Genomic DNA, 16,459 nt, shown 5'->3' with positions numbered 1-16,459 from the left:
TGGCTTACTCCACCAAATCCACTTGCGCAGGTATGCCTGAAGGCAAGGATTGTGCTGAGTCTTGAAGGTCGACTTCTGCTAGGTACATCAAACGTGAACGTTCTTCCTCGGTAAGCGCAAAATAAGGTGTGAATGAAGGCTCAGTTGCAACCCAACGAACGGTGCCGCTATATGGTTGCTCAACGCCATCTATATGCACGTTAACCGTTTTACCCGGAACAAAGTCGACTCGATAGTTAGCAGGAACATAAACGCGAGCGTATGGGACGCGGCTAGCTTGTATTACAGCAACAACACCATTCACAGGAACGCGTTCGCCAAGGTTAAACGGTAGGTTATCTAACAAGCCATCTCGCGTGGCGGTGATGGTGAGTTCTGCCAGTTTTTGTTCTTGCAGTGCCACATCGGCTTTTGCTGCCATGAGTGCGGCTTTCGCTTGTTCAATATCTTCAGGGCGAGAGCCAGCGGTCAGTTTGCTGAACTCTTCTTGTGAGGAGTCTAGCTCCGCACGAGCAGAATCTCTGGCTGCTAAAGCGGTGTCTTTTTCTGATTGGCTGATGAGTTTCTTACGAACTAACTCTGCTTTACGTTGGTAGTTCTTTTGCGCTTCAACCAATTGAGCTTCCGCTCTGGCAACGCGTGCTTGCGCTGCGGCAATGTCTTCTGGTCGCTCACCATTGGTCAATTTCAAAAGATAAGCGTCAGTCTTGGCTTGTTCGGCTACGGCGTGAGCTAAAACGGCTTCTTGGTTCTTTGTATCGAGCTGAACCAGCACTTCTCCTTCGGTGACTTGGCTGCCTTCCTTGATGGGTAGGGCACGAATTATCTCGCTAGAGGTTGCAGTAAAAGTTACACGGTCACGTTCTAGTGTGCCAAGGGCTTGTTGTCCGTCATCTTTGGAACAAGCAGTTAAAAGAGTCAGGGCTAGGGTGCCAAGAATGATTCGCTTCATCATGCGACGCTTCCTCTAAGAAGGTGAGCTCGAACTCGTATCAAGCTATAGAAGAGTGTGGGACTGCATTCAGTGTAACGTGAGTCAGTTTTGTCCGGCTAGGAAGTTAATTCCTTCAATATTCATCAATTGATTAATTATTGAAACTGGCCTCACCTTTGAATGCGTCTCTAAGAATATTCTCATTCAAATATAGTGGGTTACCGTGATGTTGGTGGGATTAGGAAAGATAAATTGAAGAATCGAGACAAGGATCAGGTTTACTGTGCACACGTAAAGAAGCGGCGAGATAAAGCAAAGCCCGATGGTTGAGCATCGGGCTTTACAGAGCGCGCTAGGACAAAGTTAACGCAACCTTTAATGGCTGTTTAAGCCGTTTTAAACTGACTGACGATTTCTTGTAGACCAACCGCCAGTTCACTTAAGTCTCGGCACGCTATCGCGGTTTGACGAGAGCCTGTTGCGACTTCGCTAGAGAACTGGTTGATGTGTTCGACATTGCGGTGCAGCTCTTCAGTCACGGAGCTTTGCTCACTGCAGGCACTTGCGATTTGGATACTCTTCTCAGCAATGTTGTCAGCGCTTTGTTCGATGTGACCAATCGTCGTGCCCGCTCGCTGAGCCTGCTCAACACACACTTGAATTAAATCGCTGCTGTTGTTTGTTGCCGATACGGCGGTTTTCGAGCAGTTCTGAAGCTTACTGATGATGGCAATGATCTCTTCTGTCGATGCTTGTGTGCGACTCGCTAGCGTACGAACTTCATCAGCGACAACTGCAAATCCGCGGCCTTGTTCACCCGCACGGGCTGCCTCAATTGCGGCATTGAGAGCAAGTAGGTTAGTTTGCTCTGCGATGTCTTGAATCACGTCAACCACCACGCTGATGTTCGATGCGTCTTGCTCTAGCTCGCTTACCATGGTGCCAACAGATTGAATCGCGACCGAGGCTTCGTTGATCTGTTCAATACACTCTTGAACCACTTCTAAGCCTTCTTTGGCTTCTTGAGAGGCGCTGTTTGCAGTTTCTGAAGCGGCTTCCGTGTTGCTTGCTACATCATGCACCGTTGCTTGCATTTCGTTCATGGCAGTCGCAATCAGGTTAAGTTGTTGCTGTTGCTCATCCATGCCTGAAGAGGTTTGTTCTGAAATGGCGCTTACTTCCTCGGTAGCGGTGCTCACCTGAGCGGTAGTAGAAGAGATGTTGTCGATCAGACTCAGTAGTTTGGCTTGCATATCTTCACAGGCGTCTGCCAATAAACCGAGCTCGTCGTTACCAATTTTATTGCGCGGAAGTTTGTAGGTAAGGTCGCCGGAAGCAATCTTAGAAGCCATTTCAACCACGTATTGCAGTGGAGAGCAGATTTGTTTTGTGAGGAATAGGCCGAGTACAAAGCTCAATGCCAATAAAGCAACAATCGCGATAATGCTATAAGTGATGGCGTCTGCTACCACATCGTGAGTGCTGTTGATGTCTTCTTTGATGAAGGTTTGGTTTAACTCAACCAGATCTTTAATCGAGTTAGAAAGTGCTTGGAACGTTGAAAAACCATCCAGCAGCATGGCGTTGGCTTCGTCAATACGTTTCGTGGTTAATAGCTCTGAATATTTGTCGTTGAAGCTACGGTATTTTGACCATGCATTCGATACTTCATTATAAGCATCACGGTCGCGCTGATCCCAAAGTGATTTACCGTATTGTTCAATATAGTTGTCGATTTTATTTTCTGATTCATCCAAACCTTTAAGCCAAGTGTTAAATTCAGCATGGTTTACATTAGTCAACAAAGAGAATTCGTCTTTTCTTAAGGTGCCAATTTCGATTTCAATATTTTTTACCAATAAAATACTTGGCACTGTAGTGTCAGAAAATTCTGTCATCTTGCTATCAATAAGTTTTATTTGAGAGGTAAAGAAGAAAGATAACGCAATGACGGCAGCGGAGATAACAAGTATCAACGCACTGATTTTACTTTTAATACTCAGGTTAGAAAGTTTCATAGACTCACTGCAAATTGGGGGCTTGAAAGGCTCGGAGTCTATTCCTGAGATTTGAAATTTAGTGTGATGAAAGTCTCAAATAGTTTTATCGGAAACGAAAATAAAATGGAAACTTAATGTTCATATTTCGTTTGAAAATAAGTTAATAGTTAATCAATATTGATGGGGAAAATAATTAATTAACTTATAAATTATTTCGAGTACGAATTGGTATTAATCTTGATAACCTTACATTCAATCAGAATTTTCTTATTGATGAATTTCGTTATTTATGTGTTAGCAATTTTTTCCTAAATATTAAAACAAGACATCGTACCGAATTGAAGTGTTATCTCGGTAAAATAAAAGCCCGATGCTGAACATCGGGCTTCATTGTTTGAGTTTTATGAGCGAGTTTTTAGTTATCTAGACTACGTTGGCTTAGTCACCAAGAGGCTGTCTTTCCAAACCGCCACGATAAGAGTCGAGGGCAACTTTGAGTCGGCGAAGTTTATCGCGCGAGCGTCGCTTATGATTAACGGCTAATGCCATCGAAAGTACATCAACCAAAGCCAACATTGCGTAGCGAGAAGCGGATGGCTTGTAGATGAAGTCCGTCTCTTGGTGCTCAATAGGCAGAACCAAATCGGCTTGCTCAGTCAAAGGTGTGTCTTTCGGAGTAATCACAATAACTTTCACGCCGTACTGCTTGGCTAATTGCGCGGTTTCTATGATGGCAGGGGTATAGCCAGTGGCTGAGATCATCACCAACACATCGTTCGCGTCTGCAGTCGCCGCAATCATGCGCGATAACAAGCCATCGTTGTACGCCACAACAGGGTAGCCCAGACGGAATAAACGATGCTGCATCTCCTGTGCTGCAATAGTTGAGCCGCCACCCATACCAATACAGATCACTTGTCTTGCGTTGTGCAACCAGTTCACAGCAGTGTCGATATCTTCTTCAACAATCAAACTGCGGTTTACATCAAGGGATTGCTTGATCGACTCATAAATACCTTGGTAGCCACTTTGATCAGGCGGTTCAAGGATGAATCGTTGTCCAACCGTTAAGGTTTGTGCCAGTTTGATCTTCATATCACGTACGTTTTTGCAGCCAACAGCTTTAGCAAAACGGGTGATGGTGGCTTCACTCACTTCTGCGCTTTCTGCCAGTTCAGTAATGCTGGCGTTGGCGGCAGTTTGAATGTCGTCCATGATCAACTTCGCGACCTTCTTTTCGGCATCGCGCAGCGCACTGAAACGTTCAGTGATTTGAGAGATAATATCGACTTCTAAACTCAAGCTGTGTTCCTATCTATTGCATGGAGACGATTGTGCCGCCTCCACTGGTTTGGCATGAAGTATAACGAAAAGCCTCACTAAGCTCATCATCAGAAACGGGTTTTCACCCAATGAGTGACTTGATACTCATCATCACAAACCGCCACGGCACGCCACTTATCAAACGTTAAACATGGATGAGAGGTTGAGAAGGCAATCATATCACCCACTTGAAGGTCGCTGTTTGCGTCTACTTCGATGAACGCATGCTGATCCATCACCGCGGTCGTTACCGCACTTTCAATAGAGATTGATTCACCATCGCGGTATGCGCGCTCGGGGATTGGTAATCCGGCATCAAACGCCACGTCACGTTTACCAAAGCCGGCAACTAACTTGGTTGGTTCAGGGCGAGAAATGATATAAGCCCAAAGCTCTAGTGCCGATTCCAAGTCACCACCTAAATCACACGCTGCACCTTGGTTATTTTCAGCGCGCTGCATGACTTTGTTTTGTGCGTCTAGGTAAATGCCTGTGTCATGAATCGCGTAGCAACCTGGGCGAATGACGGCATCAAAATCCTCTAGGTTGGCAAAGCATTCAGAAACCACGTCATACCAAGCAGAGCCTGCGCCTGTGACCAGAGGCTTGGACTCAATCAACTTGTCGTTTTGTAGTTGGGCTGCGATTTCTAATGTGGTGTTGAGGAAGTCACGGATGTCCTGCTCAGCATTGTCACCATGAATGACACCTTCGTAAACCTCGATACCTTTTAGCGTGAGGTGAGGTTGCTGGTGGATGAATGTGGCGAGCTCAACCACATCTTGTTGGTTTCGGCATCCACAGCGACCGCCTTCGACACCAAACTCAATCAGTACATTAAGCGGCAATTGATGTTCAGCGAAGGCACGTTCAAGCGCTTTGACGTTTCGGCTTGAATCTACACAGCAATAGAAGTTGATTCCATGGGTTTCAATCAAGTTGGCAATGATGGTCATGTTCGCGCGCCCGACTAGTTGGTTCGCCATGATGATGTTTTTCGCTCCGCCTAGCGCCGCAATCTCTGCCTGAGCCGGCGTTGCGACGGTAATGCCCCAAGCGCCGTTTTCTAATTGCTGCTGGAAGAAAGCGGGAGTCATGGTGGTTTTACCGTGCGGTGACAGTTTCACTTTGTGCTGATTGGCAAAACGCTGCATCCAATCGAGGTTGTTCTTCAATGAAGAAGATTTGATCACCGCTGCAGGCAGGGTGATCTCTTCATGGATCAAACTGTGTAACCCATCGGAATTGCACGCAACAGGTTGAGCCTTTTCTCCGTAACCTGGCGTGGTAACACACTCATTATGATAGTTTTTATCACACTTTTGGCGATTGTCTTTCATGGCGCACCTACTTCTAACATGGTCTAAGTGATTGATATTAAGTGTTTGTTGCTAACTACCATAAATAATATGTTAGAAAGTATCAAACAAATCTGAGTTTTTTGTGTGTTTCTTCACTGTTTAAATTTCAAGAATTATTAAGATGGAATCATGTTAACGACGGACGAAGAGAGTGAAGTATGTTGTTCGATACCATTATCAAAAGCGTAGAGGTATTTGACGGTACGGGTGCAGCACCATTCATTGCTGATGTTGCGATTCGTCAAGATCGTATTGAGCAAGTAGGGCAGCTAGACGAGCTTTCTGCAAAGAAGGTTATCAACGGTCAGGGTCTTGCGTTGGCTCCGGGATTTATTGATGTGCACACGCACGATGACACCAATGTGATTCGTTACCCTGACTGCTTGCCAAAAATCAGCCAAGGCGTGACGACGGTAATCGTAGGTAATTGCGGAATTAGCGCGAGCCCTGCGGTACTGAGTGATACTCCACCGGACCCAATGAACCTATTGGGCAAGCAGGAAGATTTCAAATACCCAACTTTTGCGGAGTATGCGAAGGCGGTGCAAGCGGCGAACCCTGCGGTCAACGTCGCTGCGTTGGTCGGTCACACAACTTTACGTAACAACGTGATGGACGACTTACTGCGCACGGCTACCGATGAAGAAATCGAGCAAATGCGCCAAACACTGGCACAAGCGATGGAAGAGGGCGCATTGGGTTTGAGCTCGGGTCTTGCTTATGCGAGTGCCAAGCAAGCGAACGCGGATGAAGTCATGCGCCTAGCGGAAATTCTTGGCCATCACGGTGGTATCTACACCACACACATGCGTACCGAGTTTGAAGAAATCATCAGCGCAATGGAAGAAGCCTTTGAAACTGGGCAGTACGCCAAAGTGCCAGTGGTGATTTCTCATCTGAAATGCGCAGGTGCAGGCAACTGGGGACGCACCGTAGAAGTGCTGGATTTGATGGACAAGGTTTCTGAGCATCAAGACGTGTCTTGCGATTGCTACCCATATTCTGCCAGTTCTTCAACGCTGGATTTAAAACAGGTGACGGATGAAATCGACATCTTCATCACTTGGTCTGAAAGCAAACCCGAACACGCTGGCAAGATGCTGAAAGACATTGCTGACGAGATGCAACTGCCTCTTATGGAAGCAGCAAAAGCGTTGCAACCTGCGGGCGCGGTTTATCACTGCATGGATGAAAACGACGTCAAACGTGTCCTTAAGTATAAGTTGACCATGGTGGGCTCGGATGGATTACCAAATGACCCGCATCCACATCCACGTTTGTGGGGCACATTCCCGAAAGTCTTGGGGCATTACTGCCGTGAAGAACAGCTTTTCCCATTGGCAGAAGCGATTCACAAGATGACGGGGATGTCGGCAACACGCTACCAATTGAAAGATCGTGGGGAAATAAAAACAGGCGCTTACGCAGACTTGGTTTTATTTAACCCAAATACAATTAAAGATACTGCAACGTTCGAAAATCCAATTTCCGTCGCGCAAGGTATTGAATCTGTATTTGTAAATGGCGAACTATCTTATTTAAAAGATAAAGTCACCGAAAATAGAAATGGCGTATTTATTTATAGAAATAATACCCATCAATAACTTATTAAATAAATTAATTTTATAGATTAAGCATTATCACTGGAGAATATTATGTCAATTAAACGTTATGGTGTAGAAGGCGGCGTAGGTACTGGCGGTCAACATTTACCATTTGCACGTGCAACAGAAGCGGGCGGCTTCTTATACGTCTCGGGTCAAACACCAATGACTGACGGCGAAGTGGTAGAAGGCGGTATCATTGACCAGTCTCGCCTAGCGATTCAAAACTGTGTCGATATCATGGAAGAAGCTGGCTACACGCTTGCTGACGTGGTACACGTAAAAGTGGTACTAACGGATTCTCGTTACTTCCAATCGTTCAATAAAGTGTTCAGAGAGTTCTTTGGCGATCACCCACCTGCACGTATTTGCATGGTGTGTGATCTGGTGGTGGACGTGAAAGTCGAAGTCGATGTGACTTGCTACCGCGAAGATCGCCGATAGAAATCACACTTTACCTAATTAAATAAAATAGAGTGCCGGAAATAATTACTTTCCTGTTATTATCTTTTTGGCACTCTCACTCCCTACATAAATATAATTTCATAAAGCAGTAGTGCCTAATATATTTAGCAAAAGCTATAAAAATAAAATTAGATAATTTCTAGAATAAAATCTAATACTTGCTGCTGGAATTATATCAATCTGAAAGATGGATTTTGATATGAGAGGTGTTCAATGAACAGTACACTTTTTCTTACCGGCTTCGGTGCGTATGTCTTATTTTTAATTTGGTTGGGATGGTTTGTCTCTCGCAACCAAAAATCAGGTGAAGACTTTCTACTCGGTGGTCGAGGCTTACCTCTGTTCCTCGTATTAGGTACCACGGTAGCAACCATGGTTGGCACGGGCTCTAGTATGGGCGCGGTGGGCTTTGGTTACTCAAACGGTTGGGCTGGTGCGCTTTATGGCATTGGCGGCGCAATTGGTATCTTGTTATTGGCACTGTGGTTTGCGCCAGTCCGTAAACTCAACTTTATGACCATGAGTGAAGAGCTCGCATACTACGTAGGTGCAAACCGCATCGTGAAGAACGTGGTTGGTCTGCTTATCTTTATCGCTTCTATCGGCTGGTTGGGCGCACACATCCTTGGTGGTGGTATGTACCTAGCGTGGATTGCCGATATTGAGCTGAGCACTGCGAAGATGATCATCGCAGCAGCGTTTACCATTTACGTGGTTATTGGCGGCTACACTGCGGTGGTTTGGACGGACACCATTCAAGCTATCATCTTGTTTGTTGGCTTCATCCTAATGGCGGTACTGTCAGTGCAGCACATTGGCGGCTTGGATAACCTGTACTCTGCCATGGACCCAGAAGCGGTGAGTTTCCTTGCGATTGATAAGCTTGGTTTAATCCCAGCGGTTTCTCTTGCTGTTGTGATTGGTGTGGGTGTACTTGCAACGCCTTCATTCCGCCAACGTATCTATTCAGGCAAGGATGTATCAACCATCCGCCGTTCATTCGTAGCGTCTGGTGTGTTGTACTTGTTCTTCTCCATCATCCCTGCAGTCATTGGTATGGCGGCGCATGCGATTGACCCTGAACTGAACAACGCAAACTTTGCTTTCCCATACATCGCGGCAACGGTATTGCCAGTAGGCGTTGGTCTTATCGTTCTTATTGCAGGTCTATCTGCAACCATGTCGAGTGCGAGTTCGGATGCGATTGCGGGCGTGTCTATCTTACTGCGTGATGTGTACGTTATGTTCACCGGTCGCGTGCCAAACAAAGAATCCATGTTGAATTACTCTCGCTTGGCTTTGGTTGTGGTGATCGGTTGTGCATTGCTATTCGCGCTAACTTCTAACGACATCATCGGCTACATCACTAAGATGATCTCGACAGTCATGTCTGGCATGTTCGTGTGCGGTATGTTGGGTCGCTTCTGGAAGCGTTACAACTGGCAAGGTGCATTGGCAACATTGGCAGGTGCGTCTATTGCTTCATTTGCAGTAATGCTGAGTCCTGACCTAACCGCTTTCTGGGGCAACCCAGTGATTCCATCTTGCTTATTTGCCCTAACTGCTGGTGTGGCAGTGAGCCTAGTGACTCCAGCTAACCAAGTTTCACCAGAAATGGCACGAGCAATCCTAGATGATGAGCGTGCACTGATGGAAATGGAACTGTCTGACGATGGTGTTCTGGAAGAAGATGCTTCATTAAAAAACCGCACAACAGCAAATCAAAACGCTTAACAGCAAAGAGTTTCGGCTCGAACAGAGACTCGCTCATAAGCTCCTGACAAACTGGTGGCTCCCCCGAGCCACCATTCTAAATTTATCCAAAGTAGGTGAACGATGACCGATTCATCCCAGACTAAAATTGCTTTCTTTGGCGAATGCATGATTGAACTAAGCGGCGACCCAATTCGCAAAGGCTTTGGTGGCGACACGCTCAATACCGCACTTTACCTCTCTCGACTAACGGCTAAACAACCTGTCCAAGTGTCTTACGCGACCGGTCTTGGGGAGGACGTACTTTCTCAAGAGCTTCTGGAAAACTGGCAACAAGAGGGCATTGCGACTGATCTTGTCGAGATCTTCCCAGCTCAACTGCCGGGTTTGTACATGGTGCAGACCGACCAAGAAGGCGAACGCAGCTTTCTATACTGGCGTGACAGCGCAGCCGTTAAAAGTTACTTCTCTACTTCTTCGCTCAACAAATTAGAAGCCGCGATTGCGAACCGAGCGCTGGATTATCTTTATCTGAGTGGCATCAGTATTGCGATTCTAAATGACGATAGCAAAGTAAGGCTTAAAAAGGCATTAAGTCAGTTCTCACAAGATGGAGGCAAGGTTGTCTTCGATAATAACTTCCGTCCTCAACTTTGGTCTGTACAAGAGGCGAAACATTGGTACAGCCAAATTCTGCCTTTAGTCGACATTGCGCTTATCACTGAAGGCGATGATGTCTTGGTGTGGGGTGAAGAGGAAAGTGTCGAGCAACGCTGCCTTCGCTTTGGTTGCCAAGAAATCGTGATTAAACGTGGTTGCGAGCCTTGCAAACTGGTTTGGTCGCATGGTGATGACAAGCAAAGCGCTTACGTAGGCGCCGAGAATGTCGTCAAAGTGATCGACACCTGTGCTGCTGGCGATTCATTCGCTGCAGGTTACCTTGCAGGACGATTGACCGGACAAAGCTGCGAGCAGTCTGCCCAACTCGGTCACGCACTAGCGGCAACCGTTATTCAATATCCTGGCGCAGTCATTCCAAACGACGCCATGACTCATCTAATTCGATAATTTCCGAGAACGTATTATGTCCCAAGCAATGATTGAGCAACTTCAGCAATTCAAAGTTATTCCTGTTATTCAAATCAATAAGGTTGAGCACGCGATTCCATTGGCAAAAGTGCTAGTAGAAAACGGTCTGCCAGTTGCGGAAGTGACCTTTCGAACAGAAGCCGCTGCCGATGCGATTAAAGCCATGCGCGATGCCTACCCGCAAATGTGCATCGGTGCTGGCACGGTACTGACGCCAGAGCAGATTACCCAAGCGAAAGACGCGGGTGCAGAGTTTATTGTCGCGCCGGGTTTGAACCCCAATACCGTGCGTCGCTGTCAAGAAATCAACATGCCAATCGTACCGGGCGTGAATAACCCAAGTCAGGTTGAACAAGCACTTGAGCTGGGTTTGAACTTCCTCAAATTCTTCCCGGCAGAAGCGAGCGGTGGTATCGCGATGGTGAAGTCACTACTTGCACCTTATGTTGATGTGAGTCTGATGCCGACAGGCGGTATCGGTAAAAGCAACGTCAATGATTACCTAGCCATCGACCGTGTGGTTTGTTGCGGTGGTACTTGGATGGTGGCACCGAGCTTAATTGAAAACGAACAGTGGGACGAAATTGGTAAGCTGGTTCGTGAAGCAGTAGAGCTGGTTGCGTAACTCAAACAGAGCTCTTTTACCCAAGTCACCAGACCCCATGAAATAGCGTGACTTGGGTTGAATAATAATAACGACGACAGGATGGCGCGGATGAACAAAGGTACATTAGCACTACTCATTTCAGGCTTAATCACAATTCCAACGGCAGCGATGGCGATGACTCCCAACACCGATCTTAACCTAATGCCTTACCCACAAAATGTAGAGTTGGGGCAGGGTAAAATCACACTGGATAAATCCTTCAGCATTTACATCAAAGGCTACGATTCCCCGCGCGTGCAGTTCAATGCTAAGCGCACCATGGATCGTCTATATCGCCAAACCGGCTTACCAATGTTGAACTGGCATGCTGAGTCGGAAAAAGACGCGACCTTGGTGATTGATATTCGTAATGCGCCCAAGTCAGAGGTGCAAGACATTAACAGCGATGAATCGTACCAACTTGAATCGCGTAATGGTCAGATCATCATTCGCTCCGAACGCCCTTACGGTGCTTTCCATGGTTTAGAAACCTTCTTGCAGTTAGTGACTACGGACGCGACTGGCTACTTTGTGCCTGCGGTGTCGATTCAAGATGAGCCGCGTTTTCCTTGGCGTGGTGTTTCTTACGACACTTCTCGTCACTTCATTGAACTTGATGTGATCCTTCGTCAACTTGATGCGATGGCATCAGCAAAAATGAACGTTTTCCATTGGCATATTTGGGATGACCAAGCGATTCGTATCCAGCTGGATAATTATCAAAAGCTGTGGCAAGACACCGCTGATGGAGATTACTACACCAAAGATGAAATTCGCTATGTGGTGAATTACGCGCGTAACCTTGGCATTCGAGTTATCCCTGAAATTTCTTTGCCGGGACATGCTTCGGCCGTAGCGCACGCTTACCCTGAATTGATGTCTGGTATGGGTGAGCAATCTTATCCGCATCAACGTGGCTGGGGTGTGTTTGAGCCGTTAATGGACCCGACCAATCCCGAACTTTACAAGATGCTGGCGAGCGTGTTTGACGAAGTGGTTGAGCTCTTCCCAGATGAGTACTTCCATATCGGCGGCGATGAACCAAATTACCAACAGTGGAAAGATAACCCGAAGATTCAGCAATTCATCAAAGACAACAATCTGGATGGAGAGCGTGGTCTGCAATCGTATCTGAACACCAAGGTCGAACAGATGCTGGAACAGCGCGGTAAGAAGATGACTGGCTGGGATGAAATCTGGCACAAAGACCTTCCAACCTCGATTGTGATTCAAAGCTGGCAAGGGCACGACAGTATCGGTAGAGCAGCAAAAGAGGGCTACCAAGGTATTCTCTCAACAGGCTATTACCTAGACCAGCCACAACCAACCAGTTACCACTATCGAAATGACCCAATGCCGAAAGGAATCACGGTTGATGATCAACTTCATCAAGGTGAGAAATTCGCGACTTATGATTGGGTGAAACTACGGAATAAAGGTGGTCCACGTACAGGTAATCTGACCATTATTGAAGCGACAGATGGCAGCTACCGTGCGTTTACCGATTACAACGGCAAGTCCCGCGAAGAGGTGTTCATCATTGAGTATGTGCCGGGTGTGAAGTTTAAAGGGCACTTCGATAACTTTATGTCTTACACCGAATTCAACTATGACTTTGCGGATGGCAAGTTGAAAGACACCAGTTACCAGTTGATTGGTAATGTGCGTTGGCCTGCTACTGGAGAATTGGTCGCGAGCAGTGACATGCAGGGGAGTGTTATTCCAGAGCCGAATGGCGGCTATCCGGCTGAGCTGACCGAGAAAGAACAGCAGTTAATTTTAGGTGGAGAAATCACCATTTGGGGTGAGAACCTCGATTCAATGACCATCGAGCAACGCTTATGGCCGAGAAGCTACGCAATTGCTGAGCGCCTATGGTCGAGCCAAGACCTGACCGATGAGCGCAGCATGTACAAGCGCATGAAGGTGATGGATACATGGTCTGAGATTTCGCTTGGTCTACGTCATCATGCCGATGCCAATATGATGTTGAAACGTCTTGCCAATGGTGCGGACGAAACGCCGCTACTAACATTAGCGAAGTACATCGAACCTGCTCAATACTACGCTCGTCATTGGGAGAAATGGATCTCTACGCCAAACGAAGGTGATTTATACAATCAGTATGAGCGATTAAACCGATTTGCGGATGCACTGCCAGTAGAAAGCTTAACAGTGTATGAGATGCAAGATTTGGTCGCGGCTTATGCTCAAGGTGATACAGCAGCATTGGATGCGTTGGCGATGCATTATCAGAGCGTTAAGTTAGCGGCGCAGCAAGCCAAACCTACTTTCGCTGCAAACATGGCATCGGTAGAAACCGTGCCAGTTGCAGAAGCCGCAATCAAAGTTGCCGATTTAGGTTTAACATTGATTGAGCTTGCTAAGCAGGGTAGTGGTATTGGCCAACCTGACGCTGAAGCGTATCAACGCGCCATCGATGAAAATGCGATTATTTTTGATGAAACGATTGTCGCTATCGTAGTACCAACCGAGCAGTTGCTTCACACTTTAACCGATTGATAACTAAAAGGGATTGCCGTCTGGTAACGCAGGCGGCATCTTATCGGTTAAGCACTCTTTTATCTCCTAAAGGTTTCCCATGATAGTAAATGGTCACTTACATTTTTATGTAGGCACCTATACCGATTCACCAAGCCAAAGTCAGGGCATTGCGTGTGTTTCTCTCGATACTGCTACTGGCGCATTAACGCTCACCAATGAACATGTTCCAGAAGCGGTGAAAACGGTTCGTAACCCTTCTTACCTTGCGCTCAAAGGAGAGGGTTTATATACCTTTAATGAAGTCAATCGCTTAGAAGGTGCAGAGCTGATATTTGCTGAAAAAACAGACAGCTATGGATTGCCAATTGAAGGTGACTACCCTTGCCATATCGACATTAAAGAACCGTTACTCGCTGTTGCAAACTACGGTTCCGGCAATGTAAGTGTTTACCAACTTGATGAGCAAGGCAAGCCTTTGAAATCCATTGCAGAATTGTATGTAGAAGGCAATGGGCCGAATATTGATCGTCAAACTTCACCTCATGCGCATCAAGTCACTTTTCTAAAACACTCCGCTCAATTGGCTGTGGTCGATTTAGGCACAGACTGTGTTCATTTCTATGACTACGACAATGATGGTGAAACAGTTAAGTTTTCACTTTCTCAAAGCGTCGCTATGCCTGCTGGCTCTGGGCCTCGTCATTTGGTCTTCAATCGTGATGAATCTGTCGCGTACGTTGTTTGCGAATTGTCTGAAACGCTGGTGGTACTTCGCAAGCAAAGTGGGCAGTGGAATCTGACTGAGCAAGTTAAGCTGCTAGCCGATGAAGAGAACAAAGAAGCGGCGTCTGCTATTCGTCTCTCTGCGGATGAGCGCTTTGTCTATGTCTCATGCCGTGCGCAAAATCTGATCAGTACATTTGATGTAACGAGCAATACTCCGGTTCAAATTGCGGCGTCCGATTGTGGTGGCGCGTTCCCAAGAGATTTTGTTTTATCCCGTGACGGGCAGTGGATGCTCGTTGCTAATCAACATTCACATAATGTCGCTAGCTTTCATAGGAATCAGAAAACTGGCGTTATCACTCCAACCGGATACTCATGCGACATCGGTGCGCCTGTGTGTTTGGTTGAGAAGTCGTAATTAAGAGAAATAACATGACAATTCATCGTATTAATCCATGCAAACGTTGGTCTGATGTAACGGTGTTCAACGGTATTGCCAACTTTGTTGAGGTGGCAGAAGCTGACACTACTGCGGATATGAAAGGGCAAGTACAACAGATTTTCGACCAAGCCGAGCAAATGCTAGCCAGTGTTGATAGCGACAAGTCGCGCATTCTATCTGTGACGATTTACGTGACGGATTTTGCTAACTTCGATGCCCTTAACGAAGTATGGGATGCGTGGTTCCCTGAAGGCTGTGCACCAAGCCGTGCTTGCGTCAAAGTTGAATTGGCGAACCCTGAACTGTTAGTAGAAATGGCGTTCGTTGCTGCTGCGGGTGAGAAGTTCCAGTAGCTCGACATCACTCTACTTAAACCATTAAGCCCAGCGTTATCCTCAGCCCAGCGTTATGTTGTTCAATAACGCTGGGCTTTGTTTTATTGGGCTAATGCTAAAGACAAACTAAAGGTCTACACAAAGATCTTGCCTTTCATGTAGAGCACGCCGTCGCCCGATACTCTTACTTGTTCGCCGTTTACTTCACAGTGCAAAATGCCTCCACGCTGAGAAGCTTGATAAGCAACCAGTGATGTTTTGCCTAATTCTTCTGCCCAGAATGGTGCTAATCCAGCGTGAATCGAGCCGGTTACCGGGTCTTCGTCGCCACCATTTGCAGGCCAAAAGTAACGTGATACAAAGTCTTGTTGATTGCCTTTCGCAGTAACGACCACATCGTGAGGAGCGAGTGTCTTGAGGTGCTCAGAACGGTACTGAACCTCAATTACCTCCTGCTGGCTGTCGACCACCACGAAGTAAGCTTGGGGGCTAAGCAGTACGCGTTCCACATCGCAACTTAAGCCTTCAATTAATGCCGAGGGAATATCAGAAACGGCTTTTGGAGGACGAGTGGGGAACGTCATCTCGATCTTACTTTGCGCATTCTTCTCCACGGTGAGGGTTCCTACTTCCAGAGTATGAAACTCAATCGTGCCACTAATGCCAAGCTCATCAAACAGCACTAACGACGAGGCCAGTGTGGCGTGTCCACAAAAGTCGATTTCAGTTATAGGAGAGAACCAACGAATCTCATATTGGTTTGCGCCAATGGATTTTAGAAAGGCCGTTTCCGATAAGTTGTTTTCTGTCGCGATACTTTGCATCAACTCTGGAGCAAGCCATTCCTCTAACGGCACCACCGCTGCAGAGTTGCCTTTGAATTGCGTATCGGTGAAGGCGTCCACCACGTAGATATCCAGTTTCATTTACGCTTCCTTGTTTGCTTTGGGCTAATGAGCATATACCCAAGTAACCTCGAGATGCTAGGTTCAGCGAGAATGACTTGGTTTGTAGACGCGGCGGCGATTTAAAGGTCTAGTGGATCTAAATCAAGAATCGACAACAAAGTATACAAGCCAAATCCCTTACTATTTACAAAGAGGTCCCTTTGGGAGCGTGTCATTGCCCCGATTGCTGCGTCAAACAACTTTGAAAGAGCTGGCTATTACGCTGCGTTGTTTTCCTTGAACTCGAGTCAATGACAGCGCTCTGAATCCTGCATCTTGAAGTCACTTGGGCAGACACCAAATAGGTCGCCAGTAAGCACGAATTTGAAAATATTACGAAAAGTATCACTGATTAGCTTAAAATGAATG

The 16,459-nt window shown here is 46.6% G+C and carries 13 protein-coding genes; 8 read left to right on the top strand and 5 right to left on the bottom strand.

All coding sequences use genetic code 11. The features are described 5' to 3' along the window. Window positions 1-4: 4 nt before the first annotated feature. The 4 genes from ATB76_RS14410 to ATB76_RS14395 form a co-directional block, all read right to left on the bottom strand. Window positions 5-952 carry an HlyD family efflux transporter periplasmic adaptor subunit gene (locus ATB76_RS14410; protein WP_061035576.1) on the bottom strand — a complete coding sequence of 316 codons (948 nt, stop codon included), beginning with the start codon at window positions 950-952 and terminating at the stop codon, window positions 5-7. 368 nt (window positions 953-1,320) lie between these two features. Further along, on the bottom strand, window positions 1,321-2,952 hold the full coding sequence (locus ATB76_RS14405) for a methyl-accepting chemotaxis protein (RefSeq protein WP_061035548.1): 1,632 nt from the start codon (window positions 2,950-2,952) through the stop codon (window positions 1,321-1,323). A gap of 420 nt (window positions 2,953-3,372) precedes the next feature. Then, complete coding sequence (locus tag ATB76_RS14400; RefSeq protein WP_005425077.1) at window positions 3,373-4,236, bottom strand: MurR/RpiR family transcriptional regulator; 864 nt, start codon at window positions 4,234-4,236, stop codon at window positions 3,373-3,375. A gap of 89 nt (window positions 4,237-4,325) precedes the next feature. Beyond that, on the bottom strand, window positions 4,326-5,597 hold the full coding sequence (locus ATB76_RS14395; RefSeq protein ID WP_061035547.1) for an amino acid deaminase: 1,272 nt from the start codon (window positions 5,595-5,597) through the stop codon (window positions 4,326-4,328). 179 nt (window positions 5,598-5,776) lie between these two features. Between ATB76_RS14395 and ATB76_RS14390 the strand changes: the two genes are divergently transcribed. The 8 genes from ATB76_RS14390 to ATB76_RS14355 all read left to right on the top strand — a co-directional run bounded on the left by ATB76_RS14390 (window position 5,777) and on the right by ATB76_RS14355 (window position 15,161). After that, complete coding sequence (locus ATB76_RS14390) at window positions 5,777-7,222, top strand: D-aminoacylase (protein WP_005425135.1); 1,446 nt, start codon at window positions 5,777-5,779, stop codon at window positions 7,220-7,222. Between the two features lie 51 nt (window positions 7,223-7,273). Beyond that, window positions 7,274-7,666: a RidA family protein gene (locus tag ATB76_RS14385; RefSeq protein ID WP_045486620.1), complete on the top strand. Its 393-nt coding sequence runs from the start codon at window positions 7,274-7,276 to the stop codon at window positions 7,664-7,666. A 234-nt stretch (window positions 7,667-7,900) separates the two neighbouring features. Beyond that, on the top strand, window positions 7,901-9,421 hold the full coding sequence (locus ATB76_RS14380; protein WP_061035546.1) for a sodium:solute symporter family protein: 1,521 nt from the start codon (window positions 7,901-7,903) through the stop codon (window positions 9,419-9,421). 102 nt (window positions 9,422-9,523) lie between these two features. Beyond that, entirely contained in the window at window positions 9,524-10,468 is a 945-nt protein-coding gene (locus ATB76_RS14375; protein ID WP_061035545.1) for a sugar kinase, read from the top strand. A gap of 16 nt (window positions 10,469-10,484) precedes the next feature. Next, window positions 10,485-11,114 carry a bifunctional 4-hydroxy-2-oxoglutarate aldolase/2-dehydro-3-deoxy-phosphogluconate aldolase gene (locus ATB76_RS14370; protein WP_038865239.1) on the top strand — a complete coding sequence of 210 codons (630 nt, stop codon included), beginning with the start codon at window positions 10,485-10,487 and terminating at the stop codon, window positions 11,112-11,114. 90 nt (window positions 11,115-11,204) lie between these two features. Then, window positions 11,205-13,658 carry a beta-N-acetylhexosaminidase gene (locus ATB76_RS14365; protein WP_061035544.1) on the top strand — a complete coding sequence of 818 codons (2,454 nt, stop codon included), beginning with the start codon at window positions 11,205-11,207 and terminating at the stop codon, window positions 13,656-13,658. Between the two features lie 79 nt (window positions 13,659-13,737). Beyond that, window positions 13,738-14,784 carry a lactonase family protein gene (locus tag ATB76_RS14360; RefSeq protein WP_061035543.1) on the top strand — a complete coding sequence of 349 codons (1,047 nt, stop codon included), beginning with the start codon at window positions 13,738-13,740 and terminating at the stop codon, window positions 14,782-14,784. A gap of 14 nt (window positions 14,785-14,798) precedes the next feature. Next, complete coding sequence (locus ATB76_RS14355; protein ID WP_005534602.1) at window positions 14,799-15,161, top strand: RidA family protein; 363 nt, start codon at window positions 14,799-14,801, stop codon at window positions 15,159-15,161. A gap of 116 nt (window positions 15,162-15,277) precedes the next feature. Here ATB76_RS14355 and ATB76_RS14350 read toward each other — a convergent pair whose 3' ends face one another. Then, a complete protein-coding gene (locus tag ATB76_RS14350) occupies window positions 15,278-16,069 on the bottom strand; it encodes a PhzF family phenazine biosynthesis protein (RefSeq protein ID WP_061035542.1) in 792 nt (263 codons plus the stop codon). Window positions 16,070-16,459 lie beyond the last annotated feature (390 nt).

It is taken from the genome of Vibrio sp. MOR3 (assembly GCF_001557775.1).
In the GTDB taxonomy this organism is placed as follows: Bacteria; Pseudomonadota; Gammaproteobacteria; order Enterobacterales; family Vibrionaceae; genus Vibrio; species Vibrio jasicida.
Note: the sequence above shows the minus strand (reverse complement) of the source record. Positions and strands in the feature narration are given on the sequence as shown.